This window comes from Haloechinothrix aidingensis (assembly GCF_013450155.1).
In the GTDB taxonomy this organism is placed as follows: Bacteria; Actinomycetota; Actinomycetes; order Mycobacteriales; family Pseudonocardiaceae; genus Haloechinothrix; species Haloechinothrix aidingensis.
The window spans coordinates 143,510-158,165 of the sequence record NZ_JACCKD010000008.1; the positions used below are offsets into that span (position 1 = coordinate 143,510).

The 14,656-nt window shown below is 68.0% G+C and carries 15 protein-coding genes; 8 read left to right on the plus strand and 7 right to left on the minus strand.

Annotated elements, in window-relative coordinates:
- Positions 1-68 precede the first annotated feature (68 nt).
- The 3 genes from H0B56_RS19730 (at position 69) to H0B56_RS19740 (ending at position 3,081) form a co-directional block, all read left to right on the plus strand.
- Complete coding sequence (locus H0B56_RS19730; RefSeq protein WP_180894589.1) at positions 69-1,031, plus strand: R2-like ligand-binding oxidase; 963 nt, start codon at positions 69-71, stop codon at positions 1,029-1,031.
- Positions 1,032-1,470: 439 nt separating this feature from the next.
- Entirely contained in the window at positions 1,471-1,764 is a 294-nt protein-coding gene (locus H0B56_RS19735; protein WP_180894590.1) for a hypothetical protein, read from the plus strand.
- Between the two features lie 156 nt (positions 1,765-1,920).
- Positions 1,921-3,081, plus strand: coding sequence for a hypothetical protein (locus H0B56_RS19740; RefSeq protein ID WP_180894591.1), 1,161 nt, complete (start codon positions 1,921-1,923; stop codon positions 3,079-3,081).
- Between the two features lie 45 nt (positions 3,082-3,126).
- On the opposite strand, the gene H0B56_RS19745 is transcribed toward H0B56_RS19740, so the two are convergent.
- Both H0B56_RS19745 and H0B56_RS19750 read right to left on the minus strand, forming a co-directional pair.
- The gene (locus H0B56_RS19745; protein ID WP_246361348.1) at positions 3,127-4,440 is read right to left on the minus strand and encodes an MFS transporter; all 1,314 of its coding nucleotides are present in this window, start codon (positions 4,438-4,440) and stop codon (positions 3,127-3,129) included.
- A gap of 224 nt (positions 4,441-4,664) precedes the next feature.
- Positions 4,665-5,429 carry an IclR family transcriptional regulator gene (locus H0B56_RS19750; protein WP_180894593.1) on the minus strand — a complete coding sequence of 255 codons (765 nt, stop codon included), beginning with the start codon at positions 5,427-5,429 and terminating at the stop codon, positions 4,665-4,667.
- Positions 5,430-5,614: 185 nt separating this feature from the next.
- Between H0B56_RS19750 and H0B56_RS19755 the strand changes: the two genes are divergently transcribed.
- On the plus strand, positions 5,615-6,736 hold the full coding sequence (locus H0B56_RS19755; RefSeq protein WP_180894594.1) for a 5-methyltetrahydropteroyltriglutamate--homocysteine S-methyltransferase: 1,122 nt from the start codon (positions 5,615-5,617) through the stop codon (positions 6,734-6,736).
- A gap of 57 nt (positions 6,737-6,793) precedes the next feature.
- Here the strand turns inward: H0B56_RS19755 and H0B56_RS19760 are convergent, their stop codons facing one another.
- A complete protein-coding gene (locus H0B56_RS19760) occupies positions 6,794-7,801 on the minus strand; it encodes a zinc-binding dehydrogenase (RefSeq protein WP_180894595.1) in 1,008 nt (335 codons plus the stop codon).
- Positions 7,802-8,047: 246 nt separating this feature from the next.
- Here H0B56_RS19760 and H0B56_RS19765 point away from each other — a divergent pair, with 246 nt between their 5' ends.
- Positions 8,048-8,533 (plus strand): Fur family transcriptional regulator, encoded by a 486-nt coding sequence (locus tag H0B56_RS19765; RefSeq protein ID WP_180894596.1) that lies wholly within the window; start codon positions 8,048-8,050, stop codon positions 8,531-8,533.
- Positions 8,530-9,987 (plus strand): catalase, encoded by a 1,458-nt coding sequence (locus H0B56_RS19770; protein WP_180894597.1) that lies wholly within the window; start codon positions 8,530-8,532, stop codon positions 9,985-9,987. Before H0B56_RS19765 ends, H0B56_RS19770 begins: the two co-directional genes overlap by 4 nt.
- Positions 9,988-10,100: 113 nt before the next feature.
- Here the strand turns inward: H0B56_RS19770 and H0B56_RS19775 are convergent, their stop codons facing one another.
- Positions 10,101-10,370, minus strand: a complete 270-nt coding sequence (locus tag H0B56_RS19775; protein ID WP_180894598.1) for a hypothetical protein — start codon at positions 10,368-10,370, stop codon at positions 10,101-10,103.
- A 677-nt stretch (positions 10,371-11,047) separates the two neighbouring features.
- On the opposite strand from H0B56_RS19775, the gene H0B56_RS19780 reads away from it, so the two are divergent.
- Positions 11,048-11,821 (plus strand): CPBP family intramembrane glutamic endopeptidase, encoded by a 774-nt coding sequence (locus H0B56_RS19780; protein ID WP_246361349.1) that lies wholly within the window; start codon positions 11,048-11,050, stop codon positions 11,819-11,821.
- Positions 11,822-11,895: 74 nt separating this feature from the next.
- Here the strand turns inward: H0B56_RS19780 and H0B56_RS19785 are convergent, their stop codons facing one another.
- From H0B56_RS19785 to H0B56_RS19795, 3 genes are read right to left on the minus strand one after another with little or no spacing between them, the layout of a single operon-like run.
- Positions 11,896-13,143: a WXG100 family type VII secretion target gene (locus tag H0B56_RS19785; protein ID WP_180894599.1), complete on the minus strand. Its 1,248-nt coding sequence runs from the start codon at positions 13,141-13,143 to the stop codon at positions 11,896-11,898.
- A gap of 2 nt (positions 13,144-13,145) precedes the next feature.
- The gene (locus H0B56_RS19790; RefSeq protein WP_180894600.1) at positions 13,146-13,436 is read right to left on the minus strand and encodes a hypothetical protein; all 291 of its coding nucleotides are present in this window, start codon (positions 13,434-13,436) and stop codon (positions 13,146-13,148) included.
- Positions 13,429-13,644 carry an SAV_915 family protein gene (locus tag H0B56_RS19795; RefSeq protein WP_219632943.1) on the minus strand — a complete coding sequence of 72 codons (216 nt, stop codon included), beginning with the start codon at positions 13,642-13,644 and terminating at the stop codon, positions 13,429-13,431. Before H0B56_RS19795 ends, H0B56_RS19790 begins: the two co-directional genes overlap by 8 nt.
- Before the next feature lie 560 nt (positions 13,645-14,204).
- On the opposite strand from H0B56_RS19795, the gene H0B56_RS19800 reads away from it, so the two are divergent.
- Entirely contained in the window at positions 14,205-14,630 is a 426-nt protein-coding gene (locus H0B56_RS19800; RefSeq protein WP_180894601.1) for a Fur family transcriptional regulator, read from the plus strand.
- The last annotated feature ends 26 nt before the right edge of the window (positions 14,631-14,656 follow it).

A 14,656-nucleotide genomic window follows, 5' to 3' on the forward strand; every position in this document is an offset into this window, starting at 1 on the left:
GACAAATATTCAAATAGTGTCAACTCCACTGCCGCTCCCGGCGGTGCCGCGGGCAAGGAGGCCTCGACATGACGGACGCGATGCATCGCACCGGCTTCGGTTCGCTACGCCAGGGAGGACTGAACTGGGACTCGTTCCCGCTCCGCCTGTTCGTCAAGGGCAACAAGAAGTTCTGGGACCCGATGGAGCTGGACTTCAGCGCCGACGCCGCGGATTGGCAGGGCCTTTCCGAGGAGCAGCGGTTCGCGGCCGCGATGCTGTGCGCGCAGTTCGCCGCCGGGGAGGAAGCCGTAACGGAGGACATCCAGCCGTTCATGGCCGCGATGGCCGCGGAGGGGCGGCTGGCCGACGAGATGTACCTGGCCCAGTTCTGTTTCGAGGAGGCCAAGCACCTGCAGGTGTTCCGGCTGTGGATGGACGCCGTCGGGCTGACCGAGGACCTGCATTCCTACGTCGCCGACAACCCCGGCTACCGGACGCTGTTCTACGAGGTGCTTCCCGAGTCGCTGCGCACGTTGCGGGACGACCCCAGCCCCCGTAACCAGGTTCGCGCCTCGGTGGTCTACAACCATCTGATCGAGGGGACGTTGGCGCTGACCGGCTACTTCTCCTGGAACACGGTGTGCACCAAGCTGGATGTGCTGCCGGGCATGCGGCAGCTGATCAAACGCATCGGCGACGACGAGCGCCGCCACATGGCGTGGGGGACGTTCACCTGCCGCCGCCTCGTCGCAGCCGACGACAGCAACTGGAAGCTCGTCGAGGACACCATGGCCGAGCTGACCCCGCACGCGCTGACACAGATCCAGTGGGCGCTCGACCAGATGAACCCCGATGCCGTGCACATCGATCCCGAAGAACTGGTCAACTACGCCACCGACCGCGCGGGCAGGCGGCTCGGCGCGATCTCCTCGGCCCGCGGCAGGCCGGTGTCCGAGATCGACGTCGACTACTCCCCGGAGTACCTGGAGGACCAGTTCGGCTCCGAGGACGAGGCCGCGCTGGCCAGGGCGGCCTCCGGCGAGTCCTGAACACCACACGGGGTAGCCCCGACACTAACCCGATCGTGTGAGTAATCCTCGGTAACGTTACGTAGCCCCAGCGCGACATACCCAATGCTTCCCCTGGTGAGAAGTGACACAGGAGAGGTCGGTACGTCCCGGTATGGAGGCTACAAGCGAGTATGGATATGTGCCGCTCCGGCGAACCCGCACACTGTCGGTGCTCCTCGGTATCCATGTGGACGAGCGAACAGGTGATACGGCGTCGTTCCAGCTAGGCGCGGGCATACCGCAGCGCGGACCTGCCGGGTCCCGCGGGCACATCGCCTCGGGCTCTCGGAGGGTCGCACCCGTCGTGTCCGGGCTAACACGCTCCGGCGCGGCAGGTCACGAAACGGACACGGCGCGCGGAAAGCCGTAACGAAAACAAGATCACCTCGACGAACACAGTGGAGGAGAGGTGTCGGCCATGGCCACATATCCGGACGCAGGGGGCGCCGGCAGGATGAATCCGTTTCAGGCAGCACTCGGTATCGCGGCGATCGCGGGGATGGTCGTCGGACTGCTTGTCGTGTACATCAGCGAGCCCGGCCCGTACGGCACGTTCGGTGCCGGGCAGCTGGCGGGCATCGCTCTGGTCAGCTCGGGGCTCGCTGTCGCAGCGGTCTCCGCGTTGCTCTGCGTACCGCACCTGCTGACCCAGGACACCCGCGAGCGGCCCAAGAAGTCCCAACAGAACGTCACCGACGGGTCCGAGCGCTAGACAGCCGTGCAGCGGCTCCGGTCCCGCGCAGCGCTTCCGCCTGCGCCGGGCGACCGCGTCCGGCCGCCGGACCAGGCGCGCGGCGGGTCACGACCACGCTCACGGTAGGTTGTCCTCGACCGCCGAGAGGCACGAACCGGACCCAGCCGCGAGGGTATGAACTCCACGACCCGCGACCGCTCGCGCGCCGTACTCGCCAGCGCGTACACCCACGCCACCGCCGTCTACCTCCTCGTGCGCGTTGCCGGGCTCGCGCTGCTCACCGCGCTGGCCGCGACGAACGACACGGGGGTGCTCAGCGCGCTCACCTCCTGGGACGGCGGTTGGTACCTCGCGCTTGCCGAACGAGGATACGGCGACATCACCGAAGCCGACGGGTTCGTCGACGCGCGCGGGGAGTTCGCCGAGGGGTACACGGCGTACGCGTTCTTCCCGCTCTACCCGATGCTCATCGCGGCAGTCACGGCGCTGCCCGGGGTCGGTGCGGTACCGGCCGCTCTCGGGCTGAATGTCGTCCTGGGGGCGGTCGCGGCCTGCGGCGTGCTGCGCCTGACCCGCCTGAGCGGGCACGACGACCGCACCGGCCTGGTACTGGTCGCGCTGTGGGCCGGAGCGCCCATGGCCGTCACCCTGTCCATGGCCTACACGGAGGCGCTGTTCAGCGCGCTCGCGGTGTGGGCGCTGGTGTTCGCGCTGCGGCGCAACTGGATCCCGGCAGGGCTGTGTTGCATGGGGGCGGGACTTACCCGCTCCACGGCGACGGTGCTGATCGGGGTGATCGTGCTCGCCGCGCTGGTGTCGATATGGCGACGCCACAAGATCGCGCACGCGATCGTCGGCGTGCTGATCGCGCCGCTCGGCCTGCTCGCCTACTGGATGTACACGGCAGGCAAGACCAACAGCTTCGCCACCTGGTTCGATGTGCAGGAGGGCTGGGGCTCGCGCGTCGACTACGGGGCGAGCACGCTCGAGTGGGTCACGAACACCATGACCGGGGACCCGCCTGTCATGGACCTCGGCGGCGTCCTGATCGTCCTCGGTGCGATCGTGCTCGCGGTACTGACCGCGCTGAACCGCATGGCCTGGCCCGTTGTGCTCTACGGCGCCGGGTCCGTGCTGCTGGTCATCGCCGTCTCCGGTATCGAGTTCAGCAAGCCCCGGTTCCTCCTCCCTGCCGCGTTCGTCCTGCTGATGCCGGTCGCCATCGGGCTCGCCAAGCGGCACACCGCCACCCTCGTCACCGGCACGGCCGGGATCGTCGCCCTCGGTTCCTGGTACAGCGCCTACTCCCTCATCGGCTGGCCCTACGCGGTGTAGGCGTGGGGCCGAATGTCACCTTCAGCTCCTTCTATGGAACCAAGGTCACCTTCGGCTCCCCGCGGCCTCCGATTCCGGCGCATCAGTAGTGCTCCCGGCGAGTTTCGGCAGCACGGTGAGGATCACCGCCGTGGCGACGAAGATGACCCCGGTACCGACGTAAAGCTGCTCGGGTCGCAAGCCGAAGTCCAGCAGGGCGCCCGCCGCGGTGGGCGCGACGATCGCACCGATCCGCCCGACGGCCAGCGCCGTACCGACGCCGGTCGCCCGGATCGACGGGTCATACAGCGTCGGGGCGAGCGCGTAGAGGCCTGCGATGCAACCGTTGGCGAACAGTCCGATGACCCCTCCGACGGTGAACGCGAGCGCCAGGACCGACGTCGACGCGATGAACGCCGCCAGCAGCACGGCAGTCGCGAGCATGTAGGTGATCAGCACATTGCGCAGCGCGAAGCGCGCGGCGCAGAGCCCGAGGATCGCGGCTCCGAAGATCCCTCCGAGGTTGAGTACCGTCCCGCCGGTTATGCCGTCCGACTCGGACAGTCCAGCGTCGACGAGCAGTGACGGTGTCCAGCTCGTTACGAAGTAGAAGCCGGCCATCACCAGGAAGAACGAGGACCACAGGACGATCGTCGGGCGACGGGTTCCCGGCGTGAGCAGGTAGCGGTAGCGCCCGCCTGCCTTCTCCGGCATCGCGGTGTCCGATGACGGGATCGCGCTGATCGACGGTTGGCCGAGTCGCGCGAGCAGCGTGTTCACGCGCTCCAGTGCGCGAGCGGGCTGCTTGCTGAGCAGGAAGTCCATCGACTCGGGCAGGCGAGCCAGCACTACGGGGATGGTCGCGGCGGTGATCACGCCTCCGGCCAGGAACACCGACCGCCACCCGTAGCTGTCGATGAGAACGGCCGACAGGAGGCCGCCGAGCGTGGCGCCGATGGCGTAGCCGCTGGAGTTCAGACTCACGGCGAGCCCGCGCCAGCGGCGGGAGGCGTACTCGGCGGCGATCACATTACTGCTGGCCAGAATCCCGCCGATGGTGATGCCCGTGATCACGCGCAGCACGCCGAGCTGCATCGCGGTCTGGCTGGCCGCGGAGAGCGTCATCATCACGCTGTTGACGACCAGGCATCCGAGGATGACCTTGCGGCGGCCGATCCTGTCCGCCCACGGACCGAGCGTGATCGCGCCGATGGCCATGCCCACCAGGCCGGCACTGAGCAGCATGCCGAGCTGAGAACCGGAGAGGTCCCACTCGGCCGCCACCGAACTGCCGGTGAACGCCATGACGAGCACGTCGAACCCGTCCAGGATGTTCAGGAAGACACAGACCCCGATCGCGGTCCACTGAAAGCGATTCATCGGTCCGTCGTCGAGCGTGCGCCGTATCGAAGCCGCCATCAGGTCAACACCGGCCAAGGGGCAGCGGACAGGGACGTCATGCAGGGGCTCCTTGTCGTCGACTGCGTCATCGCCGTCAGATCCACCTGAGCCTGCGGATCACCGCACGGACTGAGTAAGCGTCTTCCCGGATATCGGAAAACGAATCACAATCGAGCGCCGCCGAGTGGCGCGAACCGGCGACGCTAGGCAGCTCCGGACAGGGTGCGCGAGATGGCGCGGGCGCTCGTCTGGACCAGCGGCGCGAGCGAGTGGGGCGAGACGGTGCCGTGATGCACGACCAGTGAGACCGCGGCGATCACGTGACCCCGGCCGCTGTGGATCGGGGCCGCTACGGAGAGCGCGTCCATGGTCACCTGACGGTCACTGATGGAGAACCCTGTCGTGCGCACGTCGGCGAGCATTCGGCGCAGGCTGTGCGGATCGGTGACGGTGCACTCGGTATAGCGGTCGATCGGGCCGCTGAGCACCTCGTCCTGCACCTCGGTCGGCGCGTGCGCCAGCAGGACCAGCCCGACACCGGTGGCGGTGAGTGCGAACCGGCCGCCGACCCGGGTCAGCACCGGAACCGCCTCCGAGCCTGCGATGCGTTCGATGAACACCAGTTCGGTGCCTTCACGCACGGCGAGCTGCACGTTCTCCCTGGTGATCTGGGACAGGTCCTCGAGGAAGGGGAGCGCGATCTCGCGCAGCCCCTGGCCACGCGGCGCAAGGGCGCCGACCTGCCACAGCCGCAGCCCCACCCGGTAGCGGCCGTCCCCGCCGCGTTCCAGCGCTCCCCATGCGGCCAGCTCGGCGACAAGCCGGTGCACGGTCGAGACCGGGATCTCCGCCTGGCGGGAGATCTCGCTCAGCGTCATGGCCCGGCGGTCGGTATCGAAGGTACTGAGTATCCGCAGCGCGCGGGCCAGTACGGGTCCGGTGGCCGTGGCACCTTCGCGATCGCTCATCCGTCCGATTATGCGAGGGCACCCGGCGCCCCTGGTGCACGCGATCCGATGTCTTTCCCGGCATCCGGGAAACGCGCTGGGCACGGGAAGACTGATCGGCGAGGCTGGCCGCCGGCAGCCGACGAGCGACGCCGGCCCCGGAGGCCCGGCGGAGTCGGTGAATCACGACGGCACGAGGAGAGTTCATGGTCTGGCGAGACACCGCACCCTTCAGGGCCGATCACGTCGGGAGCCTGCTGCGGCCCGCGGAGCTGCTCGAAGCGCGCGAGAAGTATTCGGCCGGTTCGATCGGCGCCGAGGAGCTGCGCGACGCCGAGGACCGCGCGGTCCGTGACGTGGTCAGGCTCCAGGAGGAGGCCGGACTGCAGTCGGCGACGGACGGCGAGTTCCGGCGGACGTCGTGGCACATGGATTTCATCTACCGGCTCGAAGGCATCGACCCGACCGACGAGAAGCTCCGCGTGCACTTCCACAACGAGCAGGGTGACCTGGACTTCGAGGCGGCCGCGCCGCGGGTGCACGACACCGTACGGCTGACGGAGACGATCTTCGCCGACGCGTTCGAGTTCCTGCGCGACACCGTGCGCACGGCCACGCCGAAGCTCACCATCCCGTCACCGAGCATGGTGCACTACCGCGGCGGCGACGCCGCGATCGACGAGTCCGTCTACCCGGACCGGCAGCGCTTCTGGGACGACCTCACCTCGGCATACGCCGAGCAGGTCCGCAGGCTGGGCGAGCTCGGTTGCACGTACCTGCAGCTCGACGACACCAGCCTGGCGTACCTCAACGACCCCGAACAGCGGGCGATGCTCGCCGAGCAAGGCGGGGTCGACGTCGAGCACCAGCACGAGCGCTACATCCGCAACATCAACGCCGCCCTGCGCAACCGCCCGGACGGCATGCGGGTGACCACCCACATGTGCCGGGGTAACTACCGCTCCTCGTGGGCCGCCGAAGGCGACTACGAGTTCGTCGCCGAAGCACTGTTCTCCGAACTCGACGTGGACGGGTTCTTCCTGGAGTACGACGACGAGCGGTCCGGAGGCTTCGCACCGTTGCGATTCGTCCCCCGTGGCAAGCAGGTCGTCCTCGGGCTGGTGACCACCAAGCACGGCAAGCTCGAGGACAAGGACACGCTCAAGCGACGCATCGAGGAAGCCGGTGAGTACGTTCCCCTCGACCAGCTGTGCCTGTCCCCACAGTGCGGATTCTCGTCCACAGTGGATGGAAATGCGTTGACAGTGGACGAACAGAAGGCAAAGCTCGCCCTGATCGTGGAAACCGCCCAGGAGGTCTGGGGGTGACGTTGTCCGGCCAGGCGCAGCGCACACGGCACAGTCGCGGCACGCCAGAGCTCGCGCCTACGGCAGCAGCAGTGTCTTGCCCACGGTCGTGCGCTCGGCGAATGCCCGGTGTGCCTCGCTCGCCTTCTCCAGCGGATAGGTCTGGCCGAGGACCGGGGAGACCCAGCCGTCCCGCAGTAGCTCCAACGCCGTGCGCGCCAGCGAACGCCTGCCTGCCGCGTCGTGCCGGGGCAGATCGTGCAGGGACAGCGCACGCACGCCGCGCTCCCGTGCGTACCCGGCGGGAATCTCGGCGAACGCACCGCTGCCCGCGCCGTAGCCGATGAACAGGCCGCCACGCGCCACCGTGTCGAACGCGGCACGGCCGGTGGCCCCGCCTGCCCCGTCCAGGACGATGTCGAAGCCGTCCCCACCACTGAGATCGAGAGCCCGTCGCTGCCAGCCGGTCTCCGTGTAGTCGACGGCCGCTTCCGCACCCAGCTCGGTGGCCAGCTCGAGCTTGCGAGGGCCACGCGCGGCCCCGGCAACCCTGGCTCCGGCCCCGCGGGCCAGCTGGACCAGCAGGCTTCCAGCGCCTCCGGCAGCGGCCGCTACGAGTACGCGCTTGCCGGCCGCGAACCCGGCCTCCCGCGCGATGATCTGGGCGGTCATCCCGTCGTGCAGCAGCGCGAGGGCCCGGTGCGGATCGACACCGTCCGGGACCGGCAGGAGGTCGGCCGCGGCGGCCACTGCCCGCTCGGCGTAGCCGCCGAGGGGCGCGGTGGGTGCCCCGGTTTCCGGATCGCGCGGTCCGGTCTCGGTGATGACCTCGGTGCCGACCCAGCCCGGGTCCACCCCCGCCCCGGCCCGCGTGACACGGCCGGCCACCCCGTTGCCGGGGACATAGGGTGGTTGCACCGGGAAGTACTCCTTGCCCCACCCGCTGCGCAGCAGGGCGTCGAGGAACATGACGTCGGCCGCCGCGACGTCGATGACGACCTCGCCCTCCGCAGGCTCGGGGTCGCCGAGCTCGACGAGCTCCAGGACCTCCGGGGAGCCGAACCGCTGCACCTGTACCGCGCGCATGGCGCTCACCCCTCCGCATCGTGCCGTCCCCGGCCGTTCCGGGGCGTCACGACACATCCTGATACTTCAACCAATCTTGAAGTCAACCCAAGGGATCCGCCCACGTTCCGGCTGACCGCCGCCGAGCCCCAGCGCATTTCCGGTCACCACCGGCTCACACCACTACCGGGTGAGAACACACCCCGAACGGGCCAGCACCACCGAGCTCTTCTTGACTCGTTCCAGGAAAAATACTGCACTGGAAGTATGCCCCCACACGGCGCATCACTGCGTACGCAGTTGCGTCAGGCGGGGCTGCGGGTGACCGAGCCGCGCCTGACGGTACTGGAATGGCTGGCCGATCATCCGCACGCCACGGCCGACGAGATCGGCAAGGGCGTGCGGGAGCGGATCGGCTCCGTCTCGACCCAGGCGATCTACGACGTGCTGGCCGCGTGCTCGCGGGCCGGGCTGGTGCGGTGGATCGAGCCGGCGGGCCATCCCGCCCGTTACGAACGCCGCACCGGCGACAACCACCACCACCTGGTGTGCCGGGTCTGCGGTCGCATCGACGACGCCGACTGCCCGCGTGGCTCACCACCCTGCCTGATCCCGGATGACGACAAGGGATACGAGCTCGACGAAGTGGAGGTGGTGTTCTGGGGTGTATGCCGTGACTGCTCGGCCACGGCGGAACCGCTTCCCGCCTCGTACTCCACCGGTTCATCCCACCACGAGGAGGCACAGCAATGACGGAAACCGGGAACAAGCCCACGACGACGGATGCCGGTATCCTCGTCGCGAGCGATGAGCACTCCCTCACGGTCGGCCCGGACGGTCCGATCCTGCTGCAGGACAACTACCTGATCGAGCAGATGGCGAACTTCAACCGGGAGCGCATCACCGAGCGCCAGCCGCATGCCAAGGGCGGGGGCGCGTTCGGCAAGTTCGTCGTGACCGGCGACGTCAGCGCCTACACCAAGGCCAGGGTGTTCCAGCCGAAGACCGAGACGGACATGCTGATCCGGTTCTCCTCGGTCGCCGGTGAGCGCGGCAGCCCGGACACCTGGCGCGACCCGCGTGGCTTCGCGGTGAAGTTCTACACCAGCGACGGCAACTACGACATGGTCGGCAACAACACCCCGGTGTTCTTCGTCCGGGACCCGATGAAGTTCCAGCACTTCATCCGCTCGCAGAAGCGCCGCGCGGACAACAACCTGCGCGACAACGACATGCAGTGGGACTTCTGGACGCTCTCACCGGAGTCGGCGCACCAGGTCACCTGGCTGATGGGCGACAGGGGGATCCCGAAGACCTGGCGGCACATGAACGGCTACTCCAGCCACACCTACATGTGGGTCAACGCCGAGGGCGAGAAGTTCTGGGTGAAGTACCACTTCAAGACCGACCAGGGCATCGATTTCCTCACCCAGGAAGAGGCCGACCGCCTGGCGGGCGCCGACAACGACTACCACACCCGTGACCTCTACCGGGCGATCGAGCGGGGCGATTACCCGAGCTGGACGCTGTACGTGCAGATCATGCCGTTCGCCGAGGCCGAGACCTACCGGTTCAACCCGTTCGACCTCACCAAAGTGTGGCCGCACGGCGACTACCCGCTGCACGAGGTCGGCCGGATGACGCTGACGGCGAACCCGACGGACTACCACACCCAGATCGAGCAGGCGGCCTTCGAGCCCAACAACCTCGTACCCGGGATCGGGCCCAGCCCGGACAAGATGCTGCTGGCCCGGCTGTTCTCCTACGCCGACGCGCACCGCGCTCGCCTGGGGGTGAACTACAAGCAGATCCCGGTGAACGCCCCGCAGGTGCCGGTGCACAGCTACAGCAAGGACGGCGTCATGCGGGTGGCCGGCGTCTCCGACCCGGTGTACGCGCCGAACTCCAAGGGCGGGCCGCACGCCGACACAGCCCGCTTCGGCGAACCGGCAGGATGGGAGACCAGCGGCGAGATGGTGCACGCCGCCTACACCAAGCGCAGGGATGACGACGACTTCATCCAGGCGGGCACCCTGGTGCGCGAGGTGATGGACGACGCCGCCCGCGAGCGGCTGGTCTCCAACGTCGCAGGGCACCTCAGCAACGGCGTCACAGAGCCGGTGCTGCAACGCGCGTTCGAGTACTGGCGCAATGTCGACAAGGACATCGGCGACCGGATCGAGAAGGCGGTCAAGAGCTCCGGCTGATCAGCTCGTGCCCGCACCGCGCCGCCGGGCCGGGGCGCCCCGGCCCGCGGCAGCGGCTGTGGACCGGAGCGACGCCCCACATCACGCGGCGCCGTGCCGGGCTCGTACCACGATCACCACGGCGGGTCGTCGAGATCGACCTCGGCCCCATCGTAGGACAGCTCAGGAGACCAGCCGAGGCGCGTCTCGCCGTCGACCTGGGTCAGCACCAGGGCGAATCGATGCTGTTCCTCGCAGCGACCCACGAGGGCGACGCGATGCCGTCGACCCTCACCCACGCTCGGGTCGAGCGGGGCCTGGCCTCGACCGTGCGTGACGACTTCACCTCCGATTGCGTCAACAATGATCTCGTTGGCAGGGGCATCCTCTTCGCGTGCGGTCACGAACACCTGATCAACTCGGGTACTCGCGCGGCCGCATTCCGGGCATAAAAGGCGTGCGTCGTTGTCGGTCAAATACTCTGGCTCGCTCACGGACATCCTCACGCGGGCTCTGGGATCGGCCACGTACCGGCCACACACCATCGTTCTCACCCGAACGTGCAGCGGGCAAGGGGACCGACCCCGCCGATGTGAACCGCTTACGACATCGTCGGCGAACCGTTAACTCCGCAGGGGGTTCAGGGGAGTAAAATGCGTCGGCAACGCCGACAGCAGCATCCGGGAACCGCGCTCCGGTTCCGCATGTTCCGCATGGATCGACACGAGCGGCGCCCGTGAAAGCGGTATCACTATTCCCCGCCCGACCCTCCCATCGCGATCGCGTTACGCGCCCATTCCGGGAAAAGGGACCCTCGGGACGAACAGAACAAGCCTGCGTCAAAACGCGGATCGGCTATTTCCACGCCCCTGACCCGGCACGACCCCGGCAGCCGATCGGCGGCGAGCACGAGCGCCCGGAACGCGGGACGACATTGCCGGCGGGCGCCGACGAGCCCGGGCGGGCGATGGGTTTGCCACGCCGCGTCCCGGGAATACCTGACCAGGGACATGCTGCACACCGACGAGACCGCCGCGCGGCGTCACTGCGCCGGGCGCTCCCTGTGAGGTGCTCGAGTGGTATGACGATCAGCGAGCAGCGGGACGGTAGCCGGACCACACACCCGCGCGCTCCACGTGGCAGGCGAGCGGGCCTTGTCATGGCCGTCGTTTTCGCCGCGGCCGAGGTGGTGTTCCTGACGTCCTCGTTCCTGGTCGTCGTGCCGTACGCGTTACAGGGCGCGTCAACGGCGGACCAGAACCTCCCGCCCGGCGCGTTGCTGCTGTCGGTGCTCGTCCCGACGGTTCTGGCGGCGCTGACCGCGCTCGCGGGTACCGCCGCGTTCGGGGGAGGCCGGCGGGCCGGACGGGTGCGCCGGGAACTGGCCATCCGGTGGAACTGGCGTCATGCGGGCCTCGGGCTGGCGATCGGCGTTGGCGGTCTCGCGATCACGTTGCCTGCCGCATCCGTCTGGAGCGCGATGGTGGGCGAGGACGACGCGAGCTCGGCGGTCGGGGAGGCCTTCGCAGGCCGGAACCTCGGTCCTGCCGTAGCTCTCGGGGCGTTCCTTGCGATCGGGCTGGTCGCGCCGCTGTGCGAGGAGCTGATCTTCAGGGGGACACTGTGGCGCGCCTTGGAGCACTTCCGGTTGAACCCGTGGATCATCTTCGTTCTCACCACGGCGATCTTCGCGATGGCCCACATGGAACTGCTCCGCAGCCCCTTGCTGCTGGTGATCTCGATCCCGGTCGGCCTGGGACGGTTGTTCACCGGCAACGTTCTCACCAGTATCGTCACGCACCAGATCAACAACCTGCTACCAGCAGCGAGCCTGCTGAGCACGACCCTCGGTTGAGCCGCACGACGAAGATCGCAACCGTTCCCTGCCGGGGACCCGTCGCCGCCGGTACCCCGGGCGTCGCCGGCGATCTATACGATCTTGTTCCACGCGTCCTCGGCTCTGCCTGCCACGTCCTCCCCCACATCTCCGGCCCCGTTCACGACATCCTCTCCGAGGTCGCCGGCCCCATCGACCACATCCTCCCCGAGGTCGGCGGCGTCGTTACCCAATTCCCCCCATTCCTGTCCCCACTCGCTCACCGACTGCTCGACATCGAAATCGTTCTCGAACAGTGAATCGATCGCCCCGGATGTGACAACCCCCGCGCCGACTCCGACCACGCCTCCGATCGCGAAGCCGACCGGACCGCCGACGACGGTTCCCGCAGCGGCTCCGGTTACCGCGCTGGAGACAACGTACGAAGCCGCGAACCCTCCCCCGTTCGACGCGACAGCCTGTACGGCCGACTCGCCATTACTCATATCGCTTGCGATCGACAACCCGGCCAGCGCTCCGCTGCCTACCACAGGACCCGTTCTGGCCACCTTGCCGAGCCGGGAAACGCTGCGACCGTATCCGGTGGCTTTCGCTTCCCACCGACCGGATTCTTTGAGCAACTGATGGAACCTTGCGGGGTCGATGTGTCCGTTGTTTCGTGCGAGCGCGCCCACGAAACGCGCCTCGCGGGCGGCAGCATGGGTGTTCCCCAGTTGGACCTGTTTGTATGCGGCCGCCGCCGTCCCGGCGCCCACGTTCGCCAGATCGAAGAACTTCTTCGGCACGAAGTCGCTCGCGGTGTTACGGGTGTCCTCCACCGCAGCGCGCCACTCGGCCAGCGCGTGTTCGGCATCCACTCGCGCCGTGTTGTACGCCCGCACTCGCGCGGCATGAGTCTGCTGCGCCGCCACGGCGTCGTGATGTTCCTGCAGGGCCTCAGGCGTTGCCGCGCTACCGATCGGCGCCGGGCCAGGGCCCGGTGGCGCGTGGCCGGGTTCCATGATCGAGCCGTTCACGACCTCGAGACCCGCTCGGGCCGCCGCGGAACGGATGTAGTCCATCTCGCGCTGCGTGCGCCGCAGGACGCCGGCGACCTCGTCGAACTTGCGCGACAGCTCGACCGCCTCGTCAGCGAGCCCGTCGGCGGCTCGCGCTCCCTGGGTCATCAGCTCCCGGAACCCGTCCGCGGCCGAACCATCCCACGCCGACTCGGCATCGTTACGAGCAGCGTAGATCTGGCCCGCCGTCTCGGTGACACCCGCACCGAACGAGCGGCGCACCCAGTCGGCTACCGCGAACAGTTCCTCCGGATCGCCCGCTACATACGTGTCGATCGGCATCGTTACTCGAGCCCTCCGGCAACGTGCATTGACTCGGCGGACCGTTCGTCCACATCCAGGTATTTCGACGCCGTATTCCGGACAGCCTCGCCGGCGGCGGAGGTTTCCGTGACAAGCCGATCCGCCTCGGTCATGAGCTTGCGCAAGATCTCTGCCACGGGCCCGCTACCCTCCCCTACATCCGGCAGGGACGGCGCGGTGTGAGCCACGCCGCCCAGCTGATCACTAGCCGCGGTCAGCGTATCGGCGGCCCGGGAGACAACGTCCGACTCGATATAGAATCCGTCACTCACCGTCATCCTCCTGGTGGCGGTACTCCTCCGGGATATTGGCATCGAGCAGCACCACGTCGAAACGCACGGCCTCGTACAACGTGTCGAGTCGCGCGGTCGGCATCACCAGCCACGGCTGCTGCCGTCCACAGCGCTCGTACAGGCGGTCCAGAGCCGAGTACACCGGCAACGCCATCCGCCCGTCCGAGGTCTGCCGCAGCTGAACCACCGCATCCTCGGCGGAACTGACGTGGGACTCGCAGCAGAGGTACACGACCGGAGGGAAATCTTCCGGAACCGAGGTACCCGCGCGACTCTCCGCACTTTCCTCCGACACAACAAACCCCCGAGCGCCACTGCTCTCGCAACGCTTACGGGCCGCATCGTAGTCGGCCGGTCCATGGTTCATCCCGTCCGAGGCACGAATCCGCTTCCGATCTCTCAGCCCACGCCGAAAAGACGATGTCACCGCGTGCACGAGTATCCGTGGAGTAGCCGGGACGTCGTCCCGGTCCGTCCGTCCGCAGCCGGCTGTTCGCACATCTACCGCGACAGCGGTACGCGAACCGCGCGACGTCGAACCCCGGCACGGTCGGTCTCGCCACCTTTCACGCGTGTCGCCCGGGTAGTGCATCGTTCATGGGACGCACCGAGTGCCGGGCGGGTTCCGGAGGCCCTCCCTGATATCAAGATCACCTAAGGGCATGGAGCGCTGAGGGAGCCGCTCCCGCACACGGAGGCGACCACATAGTCTTGACTTATTCAAGAAAATGCAGCAGACTGTTGTTCATGTCCTTGGACTTCCGGCAGATGCTGCGGGAGGCCGCGTTGCGGGTGACCCGCCCTCGGGTGGCGGTACTCAGCGCGGTGCACGCGCACCCGCACGCCGACACGGACTCGATCATCAGCGCCGTGCGCAAGGATCTCCCTGAGGTGTCCCACCAGGCCGTGTACGACTCGCTGCACACGCTGACGGCAGCGGGGCTGGTGCGGCGCATCCAGCCGAGGGGCTCTGTGGCTCGCTACGAGTCGCGAGTCGGGGACAACCACCACCACGTGGTGTGCCGGTCATGCGGCCTCATCGCCGACGTCGACTGCGTCGTCGGCGAGGCGCCCTGCCTGACCGGATCCGACGACCACGGTTTCGCGATCGACGAGGCCGAGGTCATCTACTGGGGCCTGTGCCCCGACTGTTCCACCGTAAGCATTTCCTGATCACCCCTGATCCGCGTGGAAGGATT